At 40.6% G+C, this 20214-nt stretch carries 17 protein-coding genes and 1 tRNA gene; 8 read left to right on the forward strand and 10 right to left on the reverse strand.

The genetic code is table 11. The features are described from left to right. The first annotated feature begins 6 nt into the window (after nucleotides 1-6). From ABJG98_RS07795 to ABJG98_RS07805, 3 genes are read left to right on the forward strand one after another with little or no spacing between them, the layout of a single operon-like run. Nucleotides 7-858, forward strand: coding sequence for a PASTA domain-containing protein (locus ABJG98_RS07795; protein WP_348278933.1), 852 nt, complete (start codon nucleotides 7-9; stop codon nucleotides 856-858). After that, the gene (locus tag ABJG98_RS07800) at nucleotides 855-2699 is read left to right on the forward strand and encodes a T9SS type A sorting domain-containing protein (RefSeq protein ID WP_348278934.1); all 1845 of its coding nucleotides are present in this window, start codon (nucleotides 855-857) and stop codon (nucleotides 2697-2699) included. Before ABJG98_RS07795 ends, ABJG98_RS07800 begins: the two co-directional genes overlap by 4 nt. Beyond that, nucleotides 2696-2995, forward strand: a complete 300-nt coding sequence (locus ABJG98_RS07805; protein ID WP_348278935.1) for a rhodanese-like domain-containing protein — start codon at nucleotides 2696-2698, stop codon at nucleotides 2993-2995. The genes ABJG98_RS07800 and ABJG98_RS07805 overlap by 4 nt, the downstream gene beginning before the upstream one ends. Here the strand turns inward: ABJG98_RS07805 and ABJG98_RS07810 are convergent. Together ABJG98_RS07810 and ABJG98_RS07815 are read right to left on the reverse strand one after the other, a co-directional pair. Beyond that, nucleotides 2992-4212 carry a site-2 protease family protein gene (locus ABJG98_RS07810; protein WP_348278936.1) on the reverse strand — a complete coding sequence of 407 codons (1221 nt, stop codon included), beginning with the start codon at nucleotides 4210-4212 and terminating at the stop codon, nucleotides 2992-2994. The two genes, ABJG98_RS07805 and ABJG98_RS07810, sit on opposite strands and share 4 nt — an antisense overlap. Next, on the reverse strand, nucleotides 4205-4840 hold the full coding sequence (locus tag ABJG98_RS07815; protein ID WP_348278937.1) for an HAD family phosphatase: 636 nt from the start codon (nucleotides 4838-4840) through the stop codon (nucleotides 4205-4207). Before ABJG98_RS07815 ends, ABJG98_RS07810 begins: the two co-directional genes overlap by 8 nt. Before the next feature lie 154 nt (nucleotides 4841-4994). On the opposite strand from ABJG98_RS07815, the gene ABJG98_RS07820 reads away from it, so the two are divergent. Further along, nucleotides 4995-5068: transfer RNA gene (locus tag ABJG98_RS07820), tRNA-Ile, on the forward strand. A gap of 77 nt (nucleotides 5069-5145) precedes the next feature. On the opposite strand, the gene ABJG98_RS07825 is transcribed toward ABJG98_RS07820, so the two are convergent. Continuing rightward, complete coding sequence (locus tag ABJG98_RS07825; RefSeq protein WP_348278938.1) at nucleotides 5146-8517, reverse strand: two-component regulator propeller domain-containing protein; 3372 nt, start codon at nucleotides 8515-8517, stop codon at nucleotides 5146-5148. A 244-nt stretch (nucleotides 8518-8761) separates the two neighbouring features. Between ABJG98_RS07825 and ABJG98_RS07830 the strand changes: the two genes are divergently transcribed. From ABJG98_RS07830 to ABJG98_RS07845, 4 genes are all read left to right on the forward strand, one after another. Beyond that, nucleotides 8762-9922: a methionine aminotransferase gene (locus tag ABJG98_RS07830; protein ID WP_348278939.1), complete on the forward strand. Its 1161-nt coding sequence runs from the start codon at nucleotides 8762-8764 to the stop codon at nucleotides 9920-9922. 6 nt (nucleotides 9923-9928) lie between these two features. Further along, nucleotides 9929-10567: a transglutaminase family protein gene (locus tag ABJG98_RS07835; protein WP_348278940.1), complete on the forward strand. Its 639-nt coding sequence runs from the start codon at nucleotides 9929-9931 to the stop codon at nucleotides 10565-10567. Between the two features lie 86 nt (nucleotides 10568-10653). After that, entirely contained in the window at nucleotides 10654-11559 is a 906-nt protein-coding gene (locus ABJG98_RS07840; protein ID WP_348278941.1) for a MoxR family ATPase, read from the forward strand. A gap of 1 nt (nucleotide 11560) precedes the next feature. After that, a complete protein-coding gene (locus tag ABJG98_RS07845; RefSeq protein ID WP_348278942.1) occupies nucleotides 11561-12892 on the forward strand; it encodes a hypothetical protein in 1332 nt (443 codons plus the stop codon). 76 nt (nucleotides 12893-12968) lie between these two features. Here the strand turns inward: ABJG98_RS07845 and ABJG98_RS07850 are convergent, their stop codons facing one another. The 7 genes from ABJG98_RS07850 to ABJG98_RS07880 form a co-directional block, all read right to left on the reverse strand. Further along, nucleotides 12969-14363, reverse strand: a complete 1395-nt coding sequence (locus ABJG98_RS07850) for a M57 family metalloprotease (protein WP_348278943.1) — start codon at nucleotides 14361-14363, stop codon at nucleotides 12969-12971. Between the two features lie 222 nt (nucleotides 14364-14585). Continuing rightward, nucleotides 14586-15098 carry a GNAT family N-acetyltransferase gene (locus ABJG98_RS07855; RefSeq protein WP_348278944.1) on the reverse strand — a complete coding sequence of 171 codons (513 nt, stop codon included), beginning with the start codon at nucleotides 15096-15098 and terminating at the stop codon, nucleotides 14586-14588. Nucleotides 15099-15108: 10 nt separating this feature from the next. Further along, entirely contained in the window at nucleotides 15109-15522 is a 414-nt protein-coding gene (locus tag ABJG98_RS07860; RefSeq protein WP_348278945.1) for a DoxX family membrane protein, read from the reverse strand. A gap of 58 nt (nucleotides 15523-15580) precedes the next feature. After that, nucleotides 15581-16552 carry a 6-phosphofructokinase gene (pfkA, locus tag ABJG98_RS07865; RefSeq protein WP_348278946.1) on the reverse strand — a complete coding sequence of 324 codons (972 nt, stop codon included), beginning with the start codon at nucleotides 16550-16552 and terminating at the stop codon, nucleotides 15581-15583. Between the two features lie 11 nt (nucleotides 16553-16563). Continuing rightward, nucleotides 16564-17529, reverse strand: a complete 966-nt coding sequence (locus ABJG98_RS07870; protein ID WP_348278947.1) for an ROK family protein — start codon at nucleotides 17527-17529, stop codon at nucleotides 16564-16566. Next, on the reverse strand, nucleotides 17526-18866 hold the full coding sequence (locus ABJG98_RS07875; RefSeq protein ID WP_348278948.1) for an MFS transporter: 1341 nt from the start codon (nucleotides 18864-18866) through the stop codon (nucleotides 17526-17528). The genes ABJG98_RS07870 and ABJG98_RS07875 overlap by 4 nt, the downstream gene beginning before the upstream one ends. 6 nt (nucleotides 18867-18872) lie before the next feature. Continuing rightward, nucleotides 18873-20210, reverse strand: coding sequence for an alpha-amylase family glycosyl hydrolase (locus ABJG98_RS07880; RefSeq protein WP_348278949.1), 1338 nt, complete (start codon nucleotides 20208-20210; stop codon nucleotides 18873-18875). Nucleotides 20211-20214: the final 4 nt, after the last annotated feature.

The raw sequence follows: 20214 nt of genomic DNA on the forward strand, positions 1-20214 counted from the left end.
AGTCTTATGTCATTTAGAAAACCAGCCAGTTTTAAAGATTATTTAATGCATCTGGGAGTACTCTTGGGAAGCTCCCTTCTAATTGTGGTAATTGTATTTTACATATGGCTTCCCCTGACTACAAACCATGGCGAAACCATAACTGTCCCAGATATCAAGGGAATGACTGTTTCAGAGCTAGATGAATTCTTAAGCAAACGAAGCTTGAGATTTGAAGCGACTGCAGATTCTAGTTACTCTCCGAATCATCCCCCACTTGCAGTGCTCCGACAAGTACCGGCACCGAATACTAAGGTGAAAGAAAATAGAAAAATCTACGTTACACTAAATGCAGAAAGTCCTCCAAAAGTGCGTATGCCAAAAGTGGAAGACTTGTCTTTGAAAAGTGCAATGATGGTATTGAAATCATACGACCTAAAGTTGGGTGCAGTGAAATATGTCCCGGATGTCTTTTTTGGTGTGGTGCATGAATCGCGGATGAACGGTAGAGTTGTATTGGAAGGAGAGCGTATTGAGAAAGGATCCTCAATCGATTTAATTGTTGGAGATGGTTATGGAAATACGGTTTTTCAATCGCCTCGATTAATCGGATTAGAGCAGGAAGAAGCTGAAATTGCTATCATCGGCTCAGGGCTGAAAATTGGTAAAATTAGTACTACCAACAAATCCTTAGCTGGCTTCTCAGCATTAGATTCACTGGGCGGTGATATATTAGAGTACCGTGAAATTGCACCAGGCACAGTACAGCAGCAATATCCCCGACCTGAAAGAAGAGTACAAATTGGAGATCCTGTAGATATTTGGATCTATAAACCAGACTCAGTAAGCAATACAGCTACGATTTTAGATAATCAATGAAGGGAATTTTAGTTGCCATATTATTTTTTGTTGCTCAATTGGGAATAGCTCAACTGACAATTAAGCCAATCGTCAAACCTAAGGATAATAGGCAAGGTCGTGTTTCACTAACAAGAACAGTCAATAAAGCAACGCTTCCATTTTGGGATGATTTCTCTGTCACCACTGATTCTCCAGACAGCATTCGGATTTGGGGGAATGATTCAACCAGACAATGGAATTATGAATTGAGTAAAAACGTCTATGTCAATGCGACACTGGCCGTCAATCCTCCTTCCTACAAAGTAGTGACTTTCGATGGGTTGGACGCCAATGGTGGATTTCATCCAGGCTCCGACATTGGACTTGCCGATGAACTAGTCTCGGACACGATTGATCTTCAAGGGAAAGCCGACGTAGTACTTTCATTTTATTGGCAAGCAGGTGGCAACGTGGAGATCCCGGAAGAAGGGGATTCGCTTAGACTTCAGTTTTATGATCCAAATACCAGCCCAAACCAATGGATCACCGTCTGGAAAAAAGATGGAGGAGAGTTAGCGTCAGATCAAGACTCAGTCTTCACACAAGAAGCAATCAATGTATCATCTCGATTTCTAACACAGAAATTCTTATTTAGATTTCAATCATTCGGTGACAAAGACGGTCCTTTTGATGCATGGCACCTGGATTGGATATATCTGGATGAAAACCGAGCCAGCGACAATTACTATTACCTGGATCGCGGACTAACAGGGCAGCTTACTTCACCACTTTCTCCATATAAATCCATGCCCCTTAGTCAGTTTAAGGCGAATGAAAGTGCCTTTAGCAGCAGTCAAATGGTGCAAGCATTCAATTTAGATGAACAACTTCAGCCAACAGAATACATCTTGGTTATAAGAAATGAAAATAATGGCAGTCGAATTGATTCGGTTGAATATGGTGCTGAAGACCCATTATTTAGCAACCCAAATCCCTTTAAAATTACAAATACAAGATTCATCAACTTAGATGGATTGGATCTTTCAAGTCTACCAAATGAAGATTCCGTCGTAATTTCTTCAAAAGTTTATTTAGAAAGTTCAGATGATGATTTCCTCAATGGCACAGCTGTCGACCTTAAGATAAATGATACACTAAGAGCTGAGTACCTACTTCATAACTATTATGCGTATGATGATGGTACAGCGGAGTATGCAGTTGGTACCAATATAAACGGTGCTCAGGTGGCCGTTCGATTCTTGCTGGAACAAGAAGATACACTTACACACATCGATATCCATTTCCCTAATATTGACCCAATAAGTGCAGGAAGCCTTCTCGAGTTGCGCATTTTTAAAAACCTAACTGACGAACCAATTAAAACGATGGATGTGACGGTTGTTAACGCCACCAGATTGAATGAATTTACACGCTATCAGCTATCGGGCTCATTGCTTCTTGCTGACACTTTCTACATTGGATATGAGCAAAGTAAAAACGATTACATCGGTATAGGATTTGATCGAAGTAATCCTGCTGCTTCGGAATTCATCTATGAAAATAAGACCGGAGAGTGGGAACAAAATGTCCGGCTGGTAGGTGCATTAATGATTCGACCGGTCTTTGCAAGTATCGATAGCATCGTACTCAGCACTGAAAATGAAGCGCTGACCTTCAAGACTTACCCAAATCCCACCACAGGATTAATCCAAATCGAAGGAGCTTATCATTCTATCACTTTAATTGATTTTGCAGGGAGAACCTGGGTAAAAGAAGCTTATAAAAGGACACATGATTTTTCAAGTTTAAAGGCGGGCTTATATTTGCTAACCATTCACCGAAAAGAAGGTGATCAAACACTAAAAATCATTAAAAAATGAATGAAGATATCACGTGTAAGCAAGTGAAATCGCGCTTGGATAGCGGCGAAAAATTCAATTTCATAGATGTAAGAGAAGAGTGGGAACATGAAGAGCGCAACATTGGAGCTCAATTGATCCCACTGGGCGAACTCCCAACTCGACTTTCAGAAATTGAACACATGAAAAATGACGAGGTTATTGTTCATTGTAAGTCAGGTGGCCGATCAGGGCAAGCCAAAAAATTCCTAAATAGTCAAGGATTCACCAACGTACGCAATATGCTTGGCGGTATTACGGCATACGCCGAAATCTAAAGACCTTCTATCACTAATGGCTGGGGACTGAAGCTAAGGATGAAAATCACCAAAGCTACCCAGCCTAGTATTTTTCTTCCCGTAGATAAAGGACTATTGTCAACTACTGGTGGATGATCCACGCCAATAAACCTTCCGATCAAGATGGAGAAAAGCAACCACCCTGTATAGCCCTCTACATTGAAAATAGATGCTACGAAAAACTGTACAGTAAACATGACTGTAGCATACAACAATCGATCTCTTTTCTGTTTAAATACACTATAAGCACTCCAGTAGACTACCACCAGGTAGATTGCAATGCTGATAAGGAAATTACCAATACTCTCGATCGAAGAATTGGCTAAATCCGCTGTTGTTACCCATCCAAGTCCTGCGTAGAAGAGAAACCCTGAAAACATAACCCTCGATATGATTGCATGATTTTTTGGGCCGAAAAGACCAAACATCACATGACCACCATCCAATTGGCCAATAGGCAATAGATTCAATGCCGTAAAGAAAAAAGCTAAATAAGCAGCAAGGAGAATCGGATAATGCATGAGCTCACGGGAGCTGGGAACATAGCGGTCGTTCGGAGCAAAGTATGTTCGTCCGAGATACATTAAAATATTATCTCCAAAGAATACCGCCCCTTTCCTACTTGTGTCGATCGTATCTTGTAGGGCTTCATATAAAAGTCTCTCTGAATTCAAGTCTTTTTTAAGAATCAGTGTATCCAATCCTTCCATTCGCTCTTCAAAATTTTCACCGAACAGTTCGTATTCCGGATGCATCTCGTAGATGTATTCTGTCTCTGGAAGGCTTTGAAAGCCATACACCAATAATGCAAACGCTACAACGAAACCCGCGATGGGGCCTGACACCCCCACATCGAAATATTTAACCCGACTGAAAATGCTCTCCTTAATTCGTATGAAAGCCCCCATCGTACCCAAGGAGGCCATACCAACAAACCCAAACCACATAGGAATGTAATAAGGAAGTGTCACATTGATCTTGTGATACCTGGCTGTGAAATAGTGCCCAAATTCATGGACGGTAAGAATGAATAGGAATGGAATGGAAAAGTTGAAACCAAATAGGAAGTCATCCCAGGTGATTCCAAAGATTAAAAACTTACCACGCGTCCATTCAGCACCTGCAAACGTTGTGGTAATAAGCGTAACAACAAATAAACCCAGTTGTATGAGTTTGGTCTTTAACTGTTTATCCAAGCCCGAAAATTTCGTTTAGCTGTGTGTCTGCATCAAAGATCTGAACGGCCTTCATTCCCGCTTTTCGAGCAGCCTCCACGTTATCCAATCGATCGTCTAAAAACAACATTCTTGATGCGTAATTGTCAATGTCATCTATAACATGCTCGTAGCAGTTGAGGTTCGGTTTACGTAGACCAATTTCGTGAGAATAGTAAACTTCATCTACGAAATCACGAAGACTGGCGCGTCCGGTCTCCTCCATAATCATCTCTTCGTATGCGATCTCATGGATCACATTGGTATTGGAAAGAATGTAAGTTTTGTAACGCTCACCTATTTTCAGTACTTTATTCATTCGGTGTTTCGAAATAGATTTAAGCATGCTGTTCCAGATGCTTTCAAATTGGCGTTCACCCATTTTAGTGCCGAGCAGCTTATTGATCTCCGCCCTGAACTCGTCCGGCCCTAACATTCCACGTTCAAATTGCTGAAGAACAGGTGAGGTGACAACCATTTCTTCAATCTCGTCTGTATTCTTTTTGGCTACTTCGGAAAATCTTTTGATGACCCTCGGATAGTCCAGGTCGATAAGTACATTTCCGAAATCAAAAATTATGGCATCTACGCCTTGTAGTAGGTCAGACATTCGTTGGCTATTAAGTCGCAAATATGTAATATTGCGCTCCCTTTTAAAAGGCTGTTAACGACAGCTTTAAATATTTATCTTTGGAGCTTGGCACAAGATAGCTAGCAAAAGGATAATTTTTCCGGGAGGTTTAAAACTTTCGGATACCAAACAAGGGCCTATAACTCAGTTGGTTAGAGTAACTGACTCATAATCAGTAAGTCCCAGGTTCGAGCCCTGGTGGGCCCACATTTAAGCATCACGAAAGTGGTGCTTTTTTTATTTCTGAGACGTGGAAATGACGAGCCTCTTTTGGCCTGATGATTTCAACCGACTTCTTTTTGTTTATCGAGAGACATGCTTTCACCTATTTTAGGATTGGGTAGTAGTATATCTAGCTTGGTACCTCTTCCATGGCCCAAAGACGAGATTACCAGCTCCCCTCCCATGTCATGAATGATATTATAGGTAATATATAAGCCCAATCCGACACCCTTTCCTGGCTGCCGTGTAGTAAAAAATGGATCAGTCACATGCTTTATATAATCATCATCAATCCCTTCCCCTTCATCTTCAATCGTAACTCTTACAAAGGACTGCTCTAGTTGAGTTATGATCTTAATCTTGCCTGGCTCACTCATTGATTGTTCAGCATTTTGTAAAACATTGATTATGGCTTGATGAAGCTTTCCAGCATTTCCCTTGACACTGATTATTGACTTTTCAAATTCTTTGAATAGAAAAACTTTATGCTTAAACTGATTTTTTAATATTTCGAGACAGTTATTGATAATTTTATGAATATCACAATCATCATTATCTGAACCTGTTTGTTGACTGAACTGGTTGAGACTCTGAATAATCACCGTAGATCTATTTACCCCTTCCAGAATTATTTCCAAAAGCTTATCTACTTGAGCATTATCTATTTCCTTATACAAAAATGCCTTTTTGAGGCCTTCTGCACCTCCTTTTATGAAATTGAGCGGGTTATTTAACTCATGAGCAACACCATTACTAAGGATACCTACGGAGGCCATTTTCTCGGATAATATCAATTTGTCTTGGGTGGCTTCTAGCTGGCTAAGTGTCCTTGTCAACTCAACATTATTTCTAGCTAATTCATCATTCTTCTCCTGCAATTGTATCGTTCGTTCTTTTACCTTCCTTTTCAGTGAGTCCTTTTGTAGGTTTAATTGTCTGGTTCGCAAATAGTAAATGATATAAATGGTTCCGAAAAAGATCAGCGTATAAATCACTTTTGACCAAATATTCCAATACCACGGTGGTGTAATAATTATTGATAAAGAAGTGGTCTTTTCTATCCAATCTCCATCGGTGTTGGTGGATTTTACATGGAACATATACTCTCCTGGAGGGACATTCGTAAATACTGCTTTTCGGTCTTTGTAGTCAGTATAAATCCAATCTTCATGAAAAGGGGCCAACCTGTATGCATACTTGATGTCTGGTAATTTTTTAAACGCCAATGCAGCAAACTCAATGGCAAATACATAATCCTTATGTGTGAGCTTAATTTGATCGGCAGTACCAATTGAAGATTTTAATACCGTAGATGTTGTGGGTATTTGACGCTCATTGAATAACAAAAAATTGGTTAAAGCTACGTTAGGGTAGACCGGAGTGCTTACAACTTTTTTCGGATCAAAAACGGATAATCCTTCTGTACCTCCAAAATACAGTAAACCATCACTGTCCTTCGTAAATGCCCCAGCATTAAATTCATTCCCCTGAATTCCATCGCTTTTTGTAAAGTTTTTGAATGATAGTGTGGCTGGGTCAATCATACTCAAACCGTAATTTGTACTTGCCCATACCATGTTCTGATTATCCTGCAACAACCCATATACTAAGTTGTTTGGAAGTCCGTCTTGTTCAGTCAACATCATCGCTTCACCATTTTCAGGATTATATTTAATAATTCCGTTATGGGTTCCAAACCAAATATTTTTCTGATGATCCTCAATCATGGACACCATTGATGTGTATTTGATATGTGAATATTTCTGCTCTGTAAACGCTTCATCAAACCTTCCTGTCTCTCGATTAATTTTGCGTATTACATCTCCCCATGAACAAAGCCATACATCATTTCTTGAGTCAGTGAGAAGCCAATAAATAGAGCCTTCAGTAGGTAGATCGGTAACCTTACTGAAGGTGTTGGTATTTGGGTTGTAATTCAGCAATCCCTTTTCTGTTCCCATCCATAGTATTCCATCATGATCTTCTGTCATTGACCATACCCTGGTTTCGTGTAAACCCTCTGCATCCGACCTTGTATAGTTTGTAAAAATCTCTTTCTCCAGATCAAATTTGAAGATTCCCTGACCATGTGTTCCTACCCATAAATAGTCTCTACTATCTTGAAATACAATGGTATTAAATTTTTGACCCTGCTCCTTTAGAACCCTAACGGGGAATGCGTTCTTGTCAAAGGTGTTATTGTGCTTATTCAACTTATTAAGTCCGCCATGTTGCGTAGCTATCCAAATAGCGCCGTTGTGATCTTCTTCTATTGACCAGATAGAGTTGTCGGTTATGGTTTGAATATTGGCATCATTTCCATAAGATTTATACAATTGAAATTCCTGAAGATCGTTATTTATTATGTTAATTCCTCCGCCCATAGTTCCAATCCATACATCACCAGTAAAATCTTTTGTCATTGTTAAAACACTATTACTGCTTAAGCTCATAGGGTTTTCGGGTAAGTATTCATAACGAGAAAACTTACCTGTTTTTTTGTTAAACCTGTTAAGTCCCCCAAATGTGGCAATCCACAGATGATCATTCCCATCGGCCATCAGGTAGTAGCAAAAGTTATGGCTGATGCTCTCAGGATCAGAGTCATTTTGAACGAAGACCTGATAAGTATCTTCATTCGGCTTGTAGCTAATAAGTCCCGATCCACGTGTAGCCAACCACAATGAACCATCTGTTTCGGGGATTATTCCCATGATATCAAACACATTGTCTGTATCATCATCTTGCTGATTCAGGTGTCTGGTAATCTTGCCGGATTGAGTGTTAATTTTACTTATCCCATTGTTCGTTCCAATCCATATATCATCACCCATTCCTGGTACAATTACATTCACCGCATAATGACTTAAGCTATTATCATCATCAGGATTCATGGAATATGTCATAAAGGAATTAGTATTTGGATTGAATACACTCAACCCATTGAACCGAGTACCACACCAAATTTGACCCTCCTTATCTTCATATAAGACCATAACGCTATTGCCGCCAATACTATTTGGTATGGAGTCATTCGCCTGAAAGCAATGAAATATTTCATTGCTGTAATCAAATCGGCAAAGTCCACCTCCACTGGTCCCTATCCAAAGATCTCCATTCTGGTCTTCAATAATATCTCGAATGTAGTTGTTGCTAAGTGCCGTCGAATCCGATGGGATGTTTCTATAAACAGTAAACTCATAGCCATCGTATTTATTTAACCCATCCTGAGTCCCAATCCACATAAATCCACGGCTATCTTGATATATGGCTGTTACGGAATTTTGCGAAAGCCCTTGATCCTGAGTAATTCTAAGGAAACGAATATCCTGAGCATTAAGCAATATGCGCCATAATACCAGACAAATCAGAAAGGTTATTCTAATGTATAAGGCGGAAGTAACATGAACATTTAATGAAATAAATGTTTTCAAATTGACGGTAATGACGGTTGACTAATTATAATTTACTCTCTGTGACTTAAATATAAAAATGATAAATAACGCTAATTGCCCATTAAGGGATTGATTATTCTATGAATGTATCACAACTGCAAAGATTCTTCGGAGACTACCTGGGTATGGTACGCCTGATCTTATCACACGAGTCTGACTGAAAGAACTGATATTCTAATGACTCTGTTTTTTATCTCTTCGTTTCCCTCCTATTTTTGGGACTATGGGATCACACGTAGCAATTCAGTCCAAACTTCCGGCCGGAGGTACCAATATTTTTACAATCATGTCCAAGCTGGCCACTGAACACAAGGCCATAAACCTTGGGCAAGGCTTTCCTGATTTTGAATGCGATCAAAAGCTAAAAGAGCTGGTGTCCAAGTACGTTACTGAAGGAAAAAATCAGTATTGCCCGTTAGCTGGATTGCCTAAGCTTAATCAGACCTTAAGTACTAAAATGGAACGCCTCTACGGCATATCAATCAACTCTTCATCACAGATTTGTATCACAGCAGGTGCCACGCAAGCACTCTACACAGCGATAATGACATTTGTAAACCCAGGAGATGAGGTGATCATCTTTGAGCCAGCGTATGACTGCTACACACCACAAATTCAACTTGCCGGAGGAACAGTGAAACCGTACCAAATGATGCACCCCGATTATGCCATCGATTGGAATCAGGTGAAAGATATGGTGAATGATAAAACCCGTATGATCATCACCAATACGCCTCATAACCCAAGTGGGACAATTCTTAGCGAATCTGACATGCAATCACTGGAAGACATTGTAAGGGATACCAACATCATTGTGCTGAGTGACGAAGTTTATGAGCATCTCATCTACGATGGAGAAGAACATCAGAGCGTCATGCGTTTTCCTAATCTCTTCGAACAGTCGATAGCCGTGTTCTCGTTTGGCAAAACACTACATGCCACTGGTTGGAAAATGGGATACGTTGTAGGTCCTGAATATTTAGTTAATGAGTTTAAGACCGTCCACCAATGGAATGTGTTCTGTACTAACTCCTTTGTCCAGTTTGCGATTGCAGACTACCTGGCGGATCCCAAAAACTATGATTACCTGCCTGCTTTCTTTGAAAAGAAAAGAGACACCATCAATTCATTACTCGCTGAAACGCCACTGATACCGAAAGTAGCCAAAGGAACTTATTTTCAAGCCTATAGCTATGAAGCCGTAAGTGATATGCCTGACTTGGAATTCGCTAAATACCTAACTTCCGAAATTGGCGTGGCCGCGATTCCAATGTCTCCATTCTACACGCATGCACCGGATGATAAGGTTATCCGGCTTTGTTTTGCCAAAGAGGAAAAGACCATCGAAGTGGCTGCAGAACGATTAATGAAATTAAAGGGTTAATTAAATATGTCTAAAAGTATAGCCAGCACCTATTTCTTTGATTACGAAGATCCAATCATTCAGGAGTTAATCGAAGAATTCAAAGATGCTATGTTAAGTGATCAGGAAAAGGCTGCGGGGCTTTATTTAAAAGTGAGAGATGGATGGCGATACAATCCGTATGCTATTGTTTTCCGAAAAGATGCGCTCAAAGCAAGTAACATAGCTAAAAAAAATCACGGCCATTGCATTGATAAGGCGGTGCTATATATAGCTGGTTTACGGGGATTAGGAATTCCTGCGAAACTTCATCTAGCGAAAGTTAAAAATCACATTGCGGTAGAGCGACTGACTGAGAAATTTGGAACAAATGAACTCACGCCACATGGCATGGTCGATGTATTCCTTAATGATCAGTGGGTCAAAGCTACTCCAGCTTTTAATCAAGAGCTTTGCCGTTTGACAGGTGTTGAACCACTTGAGTTCAATGGATCTGAAGATTCAATCTTTCAGGAATTCAACAAAGAAGGAGAAGAATTTATGGAGTATTTGGATGATTATGGCTCATTTGATGATGTTCCATTGGACTTCATTGAAAGGAACATGAAAGAGAATTATCCCAAACTTGAAAGTTTGCTTAATGAAGCTGGCGAATTAAAGCTCTAAGAGTCATCTGAGCATCTTTCAGAATCTATGGATAACATTTAGTATAATAGGAGCTGATTAACACGACTAAAGTTGATTGAAAAACTATGGCAGAAACCAAACATTGGACCGGTTCAGAGAAATATTTATGCGATCCGGATTTAGCTCAGGCCTTTCATATGGCACGAACTTTAGGTATGCCCTTGCTGATCGAAGGTGAGCCTGGCACAGGAAAGACTGAGCTTCCCATTCATTATGCGAGGGACAGAGGACTTGATCTGGAGGTATATCCTGTCGGATCAAAAAGCAATGTAGAGCAATTTGTCGCTCGTTTTGACCATGTGAAGTATCTGAGGGATTCCCAGATTGAAATCCTCAATGCACAGCGGGAAGAAAAAGGACTGGAAAGTCGACTTTCCACTGGAAATAGGAATCCAGAATCACTCATTGACTATGTAGTAAAAGGCCCGGCAGCCATCGCCTATAGCAAACCAAACTCCGTACTGCTCATTGATGAAATAGACAAGGCTCCTCGCGAGTTTCCAAATGATCTACTGTATGCACTCAGTCACCGCAAATTTATTATGCCTGAATCGGGTGAGGTGATTGAAGTATCAGAAGAAGATATGCCAGCAATTGTTATTACTTCCAATAGAGAGCAAGAGTTGCCAACAGCATTCAAGGGACGATGCATCTACCATTACATTGACTTTCCTGAGAAAGATGTAATGGGAAAAATAGTAGAGAAACATCATCCGGATCTTGATGAAAAGGTAGTGAAAGTGGCCTTGGATGTTTTCTACCATTTGAGAAGATTGGGGCTTGAGCGCTCACCTACTACAAGAGAAGTCCTGAACTGGTTGAAGTATATGAGCGATAAGTCTCCGAAGGAAGCTATTGAGAAAATACAAGGGCTAGAAGGAGTTGGCGCGTTGATAAAGACTCAAGCGGACATGGAACGAGTGAATCGTCTGATCGGTGCTGGAGATAATTTAGGAACTTACTTGAATTAATATGTTTAGCTCATTACCAGCATCTTTTCGAAAACACGGCCTCAAAGCAGACGTTCGCACACTTCTTATTTTAAGAAAAGCCATGCAAAAAGGGTTGGTAAAAACATTAGGTGACCTTCACAACACCTTGAAAGGAATAGTGGTAAAAGAACCTGAGGATATCGGGCCATTTACAAAAGCCTATTATGAATACTTCCTTGCAGTTCCGATAGCACCTGGACAAACTTTGGAAGATGCCATTCTTAGATCTGAAACCTTTCAACAATGGAAAACAAAATATGTAGATGAAGCTGACATTGAAGTAGATCTAACAGAAGAAGATCTTGTGAATACTTTTCTTGATCAGGTGCACCTTACCAGTTATGACATTAAGGAGGTAGTAAATGGCAAAGAAATATGGGATAAGGACGATCCAGACTTGGAAGATAAGGATGGTCAGGAGACAGACGGCCAGCCTGCCGAACGAGTGCTGGATAAAATGGCAGACTATTCCGATCTGTCTTTAGAGGAGCTTTTGGAACGAATGGAAAAAGTAAGAGATCAGCAGCGATCTAATCACAGTGGTGGCAGCCACTGGATTGGCACAGGGGGAATCTCTCCATATGGTCACGGTGGAGCTGCCAAGAATGGATTGCGTGTAGGTGGGCAAGGCGGCGGACGAATGGCCAGAAAAGTTATTGGAGATAAAAACTATTTTCCAGTAGATCGGGATGCTTTGCTCAATGATAACAATGTAGATGCTGCACTCGCTTCCATCAAAGGGGTAATAGAAGAAAGTGCCATTGAAAAGCTGGACATTCCTCACACCATCAAATCTGGACTGAAACGTGGTGGGCTTTTTCTGCCAGAACTCACAAGCGAAAAATTTGAAGAACTTAAGATCATCGTTCTTATCGACAATGGAGGCTACTCAATGGCTCCATACATCAGAAGTGTGCAGCAATTATTTCGTAAGATGAAGACGCGATTTGCACACGACTTGGAGGTTTATTACTTCCATAACACCATTTACGATCGGGTGTGGATAGATGAACGAAGGTCTACTTACATCTCCATCGATAAACTATTGATGCACAATAAGGACTATCGTGTCTTTTTCATCGGGGATTCTGCAATGGCACCTTATGAGTTAAGTCCATTGAGTATTCGAAACATTCAAGCTATTACTAAGAAATTTAAGAAGACCGTTTGGCTCAATCCCGAGCCTCTAAAATATTGGCCGGGGACATACACCATTCAAGTAATGAAAGAATTGGTGCCTATGTTTCCACTCACTCCTCATGGCATTGAAAGAGCCGTAAGGGAGATGAACTCGAGGCATGTGCAACGGTGACTTATGGTAAATGCAAAAAGCGCACTTGAAGTGCGCCTTTTATTCATATAATTCGCTTTTGGTATTGTGCCTTACCTTATGGCATATCACCACCCCCTCCACCTGATGTGGTGACGGTTACATTCATTATTTTGGCGCCTCCAGTTCCACAAGCATTTACACCCATTACCTGTACCAATCCATTATTGGGTCCGACTATGGCAGTGAGATATCTTGAATTACCTCCTGACACAATCCCCCATCTTGCAGGATCAACTACAACCGTAGCATTTTGATCATATGGATAGGGTAAGTACCACTTATAGGAAGTTGCTCCCTGTGCCGCACCGCTTGTATACCTGGCTAGAGCTCCATACCTAACTGGTGATGGACCGAAAAGTGACGATGGAGAAGCAGGCCTTCCCACCCATATATTGGTTGTTACGTTAAAATTTACACCGTTTACCACGACATTGAATGTAAGTGTACCTCCCCCACTTACTCTGTTAGAAATTCCACTTAATACAGCAGTGGCACCATTTCCTGCAGCTTGATCAAGAATATTAGCAGGCGTCGCCTGCCATGTGACAACACTACCGGGAGGTACATTATTCAATGTGAAAGTATTGTTCCCTCCACAAACAAGTGTATTCCCTGTAATTGTCATTCCGTCATAAGTATCAATCAACGCAATTTCATCAGCGTTAGTAAATGGTCTGTTGGTATTGTTGCTACATGCCAACATCCAAGATCCTACTTCTGGATTTACAGGTGTATTGTTTATATGGTTTGCACCTACACCTGCATCCCCTTCATTATTGCCAGGAAGTACTTGACCACAACTAAAAGCCCTGTTCATGAAATCTGTGTGCCTAAATCCGATAGCATGCCCAATTTCGTGTGCTATTGTAGTAGCTGCATCTGGACGGGCATTTGCATTATTATAAAAGAAAGTATTAAGCCCAATGTTTTGAGCAGGGTCACCACCGGTAGGAAATCCCGCACTAAAACCTAAAAGGTTACTGTTTTCAAAAAAAGCTTCAAAAACAATATCGCTGGTATTCTCATTTGCGCTTCTTTCAAAAACGAGGCGAAGGTTTAGTGCATTATATCTGGCGAGAGCATCATCAAATGCATTTTGCATAAAATTCCCAAAATCCGGATCCATAAATACGCGGATAGTTCTGAATCCATTTACCAAATTATTGGTGCGATAATGTTCAGTAGTGGGTGTCTCTACCTCGGTAGGTACCAAAGCATCGATCTGTTCCTCGGTTAAGTAAATATCGGTTTCGACCAAATAGCCATCTCGAAATTTCCTTAAACCTTCGCTCGTGGCAAAGCCAGCTTTCTCTAACTTGACAATGATTTCTGATGGAACATCTTCAATGAATACCTCTTCCTCAGCTGAGCATGCCAATAGTAAAAGTAGAAATGCCGAAATGATCGTATTTGGAACAATCCTGGTTGAGTAATTTTTTCTTCTCTTCATAGCTGTAATTTTTAAATACTAAATAAGTTTTGATGTAGTCAAATCTAGGAATAAATTATTTAGTTAATAATGGTTTTAGTTAATAGCAATATTAAATTACTATTAACTATTTTCAAGCGAATGATGTAAGTCAGTTTGGTAAGAGTAAATGACACTCATTTCCCGCAATATTCAGAGCATTGAGTGAACCTCAAGGAAGATGAACTCGAAAAGTACGGAAGGTTAAAACTTTAATCTAAAGCCATATACAAGCAACCCACTTTGAAGAAAATCCAACTCTTCAGACCGTCTAAAACCAATCTTCTCGTACATACTCCAAGCCACTTTCATAGATTCTGTGGTATGTATGATCATCTGCTTCAATCCATTAGCTTTCGCCATATCCAGGCAAGCATTGGTTAAGAGCTTCCCAATTCCTAATCCTCTCGCACCTGTCGAAACTGCCAACAACCGAAACGCGGCTGCATCCTTTTCAAGACTTAGATCTGTATTGGCACCATAGTCTGTCAAGTCATTGATATATACCACCGCTCCAAGGATTTCTTCGTCTTTAGAGGCCATCAAAATGTCCACGCTTCCTTTTAGTGCAAAGTCTCCGATGTTAGCGAGCATGTCATAATAAGCGGGTTGCTCTTTAGGAGAAGGAAAACCATCCAGGTTTGAATAAACATCCACCATCAGTTCACCAATTTGTTGATAGTTTTTGTGTTTAGCTATGGAAACATCAATTGACATCCTTCGCTATTTAATATCCAGCCCTTATCATATCCCACAACAGATAGTTTGTCATAATTGAGATGATAAAATAGGTTGTAAGTGTAGCGGCTCCCACATAATCCTGAGCTACTCGCTGCCCGAAGAAGAGTGCTAAAATCGATACCGCTGAAAGTTGTGCTCCTAACAGTCCAATCTCAGCATTTCCATTGATTAATATCATTACAATGCCAACTGCACAGCATACACCAGAAGCTACCTCTAAAAGAGTAATCATAGGCATAAGAAAATCTACTGTTTTCTTAAGTGGACTTTTTGCAAAGTGACTTTGCAACCATTCTTTGTTGCCTTGGTAGTTAAAGACCTTGTCCAGGCCAGACTGTAAAAACAAGATGGCTAGAAATGCAAGACAAAGAATAGGTGCGGTAAAGAGGATTGTTTTCATAGCTAAATAATCAAGTCATCAAGATATGAAAAAGCCAACAATTGACCTTTGTACCTTATCAATTATTCATTACCTCAACCAGTCGCATCAATTCACTACTGATTGGTTTGGTTTTACTTATTGCCAGCTTGAAACTGGTATATGTCACTTTATCATCGATGATGCCTGCCATTACATTTGATTTCCCATTGATCAAACCCTCAACGGCTGCCAATCCCAGTCTGCTGGCTAAAATACGATCAATAGAAGTAGGAGAACCACCTCTTTGCAAATGACCCAATGTGGATACACGAATATCCAACTTTGGTAGCTTTTTCATTACTCTATTGGCTATTTCATGGGCGTTTCCTTGCTCATCACCTTCTGCTACAATGACGATGGCTGAAGTTTTTTCTTTATCTCTTCCTTTATTCAATGTATCTATGACATCCTGAATAGTGGTTGATGTTTCTGGTACCATCACGAGCTCTGCCCCTCCTCCTATTCCACAGTGTATGGCTATATAACCAGAATGACGTCCCATCACTTCAATAAAAAATACTCGATCATGAGAATTGGCTGTATCTCGGATCTTATCTATCGCTTCCAGGGCGGTATTCACTGCCGTATCAAATCCTATGGTGTAATCTGATCCATATAAATCGTTATCTATAGTCCCGGGTGCTCCTATTGTTGGGATACCATATTCTTCGTAAAAGATATTGGCTCCGGTAAAGGTTCCATCTCCACCAATAGCAACAATTCCTTCAATGCCTTTTGCCTGGAGCTGCTCGTACGCCTTCTTTCTTCCTTCTTTGGTTCGAAACTCATCACTACGTGCAGATTTTAAGATGGTGCCACCCTTCTGTAAAATATTGCTCACAGAATATGATTTCATGAGATACATGTCTCCACTGATGATGCCATTGTACCCATACCTGATGCCATAAACATTTAGGCCAAGGCTAATGCCAGATCTAACTACCGCACGAACGCAGGCGTTCATTCCTGGCGCATCTCCTCCCGACGTAAATACTCCAATATTTTTCATTCCATTAACTCTTAAATTGCTCCGGTCGTGCCGGCTAAATATTTCCAAACAAGACTGGATGCGCCTAAAATTGGAGCGTCATCGTCTTTGAGTCCTGAGGGTTGTAGTTGTATCTTCTTATCAAGAAACAGGGGCATTAGGAAATTTTCCATGTTTGCTTGAGCGGGGACGAAGATGTGGTCTCCGGCTTTAGCCAGTCCACCTAACAAAAATATAGCTTCAGGGTCAGTATGAACTACAAAGTCGGATAATTTCATACCTAAAACTCTACCTGTATACTTAAATGCTTCTATCGCAATTTTATCTCCTTTAGCAGCTGCTTCGGTAATTGTGCGTGTGCTTAGCTCATCAAAGCTGATTGACCTCAGTACACTTGGCTCTGTATGGTCTGCAAGCAGTTTGTATACTGTTCTTCTAATTCCAGTTGCACTAACATATGTTTCCAAACATCCACGTTTTCCACATGCGCAAAATCGACCATTGGCATTGACTAGTGTATGTCCGAGTTCGCCAGCAAAGCCATGCTTACCGTAGACTAAATCTCCATTGATCACTATCCCGCTTCCAAGGCCTGTCCCAACTGTGAGGACCACAAAGTCTTTCATCTTTTTTGCCTTCCCATAAACCATCTCACCTAAGGCAGCTGCATTGGCGTCATTGGTCAACACACATTTCAAACCAAATATTTTTTCTGCTTCTTCAGCGAATTTAGAAACCCCTTTCCATGGGAGGTTTGGTGGGTCTACGATTGTTCCATTGTAGTAGTTGGCGTTGGGTGCACCTACCCCCACACCTATGGCATCCCCAATGGGGTAGATCTTTTCTATCTCTTCTTTAAGCGTTTTAAGAAAACTGCTGCAATCAGCAAATTGCTGTGTTTTGATTCTCGACTGTGCAAGTATATTTCCTTCTCTATCGGCAATTCCAAACTTGGAATTTGTACCGCCGATATCTATGCCTATGGCTAGTTTTGTCATCCGGCTATGGCTTTTTTATCAATAATTATAAGGTTCGCTAAGCCAGCTAAAATTAAAGAACAACCTGCTAAAAGCATGGTGTTGATTGTAGCTTCACCAAAAAGAAACTTATAGGAAAAATTTATACCTCCTACCGCTGCAACTATTTGAGGTATCACAATAAACATGTTGAATAGCCCCATGTAAACGCCCATTTTTTTCGAATTTATTGACGATGAAAGCATTGCGTATGGCATGGATAGAATACTTGCCCATGCGATACCTATTGCTATGAATGAAAGGTGTAGCATCCATGGTTCAGAAATGATTAACATAGAAATAAAACCAAATCCTCCAATAACCAAGCTGATCAGGTGAAGGTATTTTCTATTGATCGCATATCTACTTGTGATAAATACTAGAAGTAATGCATACACCATGGATGAAAGCCCATAGGTTCCCATGGCTGACCCTACTTGATTTGCAGCATCATTGTACAGTGAAGTGGATGGGTCTGTAGCATTGAAAACATGCTCCGTTAATGCAGGTGTTGCAAAGCTCCACATTGTGAAAAATGCAAACCATGAAAAAAACTGAACAACGCCTAATTTCTTCATCACTAAAGGCATTTCAGAAATATTCTTAACTATTTCTTTCACTCCATTTGCAAAACCGCTGCTCTGCTTATTTTCTTTTTTAAATGCCTCAAGATCTTCAGGAGGGTATTCCTTTGTCGTGAAAATCGTATATAAAATGGTGCCGATAAACACAATCGCACCTATCAAGAAAGCTAGCTTAACGCTATCGGGAACAATGCCCGAAGGAGCTTCATTGGCAACACCCAGTTTGGTAACAAATGCCGGTAGGTTACTAGCAACCCACGTTCCGACACCAATAATCAAGGTTTGTACAACAAATCCATAGGACCTCTGACCATCTGGCAATTTATCTGCTACCAATGCTCGAAAGGGTTCCATTGAAACATTGATGCTCGCATCTAAAATCCAAAGGAAACCTGCTGCCATCCACAGAGCAGATGAATATGGCATGAAAATCAACGCTACAGAGCTCAATATGGCTCCAACTAAAAAGAATGGTCTACGTCTGCCTAGTTTAGGATTCCACGTGCGATCACTTAAATAGCCAATAATTGGCTGTACAAGTAATCCTGTAAGCGGTGCGGCAATCCACAACATAGGAATATCATCTTTTCCTGCTCCTAATGTTTGGAATATCCTTGACATAAAACCTCCTTGCAAGGCAAAGCCGAATTGAATTCCAAGAAACCCAAAACTCATATTCCATATTTGCCAAAAACTCAGTCTCGGCTTTTCTGAATCTAACGACACATTACTCATCTCACATCATTTTTTTGTTCCAACATAATACTGATAAGCTGACAATTCGGATACGGCTGACGTAATTGTTTGACCAGAAAAGAAGTCACTGAATGACGTTGATGAAGGTAAAATTATTTCTTGCTTTTCATCCGAAAGATTGATGATCACAGTTACTTCATTTCCACCCTTTGCTCGCGTGTAAGCAATAACCATTGGATTTCCGGTTTCTAAAAACTGGGGTGTTCCACCAAATTCTCCATTATGAAGTGCTGGGTTGTTATGCTTGATGTCGATCAATCCTGAATAAAAATCCTGATATTTGACCGCTCCCCATTCTATTGTGTCTTTTTCAAAAAAGGCCAAGCGCTCGTCTAAACCAGCTTCTTGACCACTGTAAATAAGTGGCATACCTTGAATGGTGAAAGCTAACACAGCATATGCCTTATGTCCTTCTCCAAAACGCTCAAACACGGTTCCATTCCATGAATTTTCATCATGATTGGTCGTGAAATTCATCCGAATTGCATCTGATGGATACCTTATCAGATCTTTTTTAATAAATGACACCAAGGAATCTGCATTCTTTTCTCCTTTTGCTACCTCATTCATGTAATGATGAAATCCCCAGCCATAAGTCATGTGAAATGAGTCATGCATCTTTGGTTCATCCCATTCTGCGAGCATGAACAAGTCTTTGGTTGTGTCCAATGAATCTTTTGCTCGTTTCCAAAATTCCATAGGTACAAATCCCGCCACATCGCATCTATAGCCATCTATATCTGTTTCAGTCACCCAGTATCTTAATGCTGCAATCATTTCGTCTTGCATGTCCATATTGTCATAATTCAGATCTGCTACATCTGTCCAATCAGTCCCTTCAGGCCAGGTTACATTGCCCAATGAGTCAGTCATATAATATCCCTCCTTTTCTGTCCAAGGGTGATCAAATGCTGTATGATTGGCCACCCAATCGAGTATCACTATCATGTCATTTTCATGTGCTTTCCGCACTAAAGATTTAAAATCGTCCATCGTACCATGTGCTGGGTTTACCGACGTGTAGTCCTGGATCGAATAATAGCTTCCCAGTCCACCTTTCCTGTTCTTTTCACCAATGGGTTGGATTGGCATGATCCATAAAATATCAACCCCTAAATCTTTTAGTCTGGGTAAATGGCTGGCAAAAGCATTAAAAGTTCCCTCCGGAGTGTATTGGCGGATATTCACCTCATAAATAACCGCATCTTTAGCTTTCTCCGGATACGAAATCTCAAGTTTAGTTGACTCCTCTTTTGGTTTTGGCACCGTACATGCACACAGGATCACCGAAAGAAGTAAGGTTAGGTTGGTTATGGTTTTCATACGT

Origin of the sequence: Ekhidna sp. (assembly GCF_039960695.1) — a bacterium.
Lineage (GTDB): Bacteria > Bacteroidota > Bacteroidia > Cytophagales > Cyclobacteriaceae > Ekhidna.

What these genes read in the sequence shown, in the direction of transcription:
- ABJG98_RS07875 (WP_348278948.1), bottom strand. Translation starts at nt 18,866, where the DNA reads ATGAGTAATGTGTCGTTAGATTCAGAAAAGCCGAGACTGAGTTTTTGG.
- ABJG98_RS07860 (WP_348278945.1), bottom strand. Translation starts at nt 15,522, where the DNA reads ATGAAAACAATCCTCTTTACCGCACCTATTCTTTGTCTTGCATTTCTA.
- ABJG98_RS07805 (WP_348278935.1), top strand. Translation starts at nt 2,696, where the DNA reads ATGAATGAAGATATCACGTGTAAGCAAGTGAAATCGCGCTTGGATAGC.
- ABJG98_RS07815 (WP_348278937.1), bottom strand. Translation starts at nt 4,840, where the DNA reads ATGTCTGACCTACTACAAGGCGTAGATGCCATAATTTTTGATTTCGGA.
- ABJG98_RS07880 (WP_348278949.1), bottom strand. Translation starts at nt 20,210, where the DNA reads ATGAAAACCATAACCAACCTAACCTTACTTCTTTCGGTGATCCTGTGT.
- ABJG98_RS07850 (WP_348278943.1), bottom strand. Translation starts at nt 14,363, where the DNA reads ATGAAGAGAAGAAAAAATTACTCAACCAGGATTGTTCCAAATACGATC.
- ABJG98_RS07830 (WP_348278939.1), top strand. Translation starts at nt 8,762, where the DNA reads ATGGGATCACACGTAGCAATTCAGTCCAAACTTCCGGCCGGAGGTACC.
- ABJG98_RS07870 (WP_348278947.1), bottom strand. Translation starts at nt 17,529, where the DNA reads ATGACAAAACTAGCCATAGGCATAGATATCGGCGGTACAAATTCCAAG.
- ABJG98_RS07840 (WP_348278941.1), top strand. Translation starts at nt 10,654, where the DNA reads ATGGCAGAAACCAAACATTGGACCGGTTCAGAGAAATATTTATGCGAT.
- ABJG98_RS07835 (WP_348278940.1), top strand. Translation starts at nt 9,929, where the DNA reads ATGTCTAAAAGTATAGCCAGCACCTATTTCTTTGATTACGAAGATCCA.
- ABJG98_RS07800 (WP_348278934.1), top strand. Translation starts at nt 855, where the DNA reads ATGAAGGGAATTTTAGTTGCCATATTATTTTTTGTTGCTCAATTGGGA.
- pfkA (WP_348278946.1), bottom strand. Translation starts at nt 16,552, where the DNA reads ATGAAAAATATTGGAGTATTTACGTCGGGAGGAGATGCGCCAGGAATG.
- ABJG98_RS07845 (WP_348278942.1), top strand. Translation starts at nt 11,561, where the DNA reads ATGTTTAGCTCATTACCAGCATCTTTTCGAAAACACGGCCTCAAAGCA.
- ABJG98_RS07795 (WP_348278933.1), top strand. Translation starts at nt 7, where the DNA reads ATGTCATTTAGAAAACCAGCCAGTTTTAAAGATTATTTAATGCATCTG.
- ABJG98_RS07855 (WP_348278944.1), bottom strand. Translation starts at nt 15,098, where the DNA reads ATGTCAATTGATGTTTCCATAGCTAAACACAAAAACTATCAACAAATT.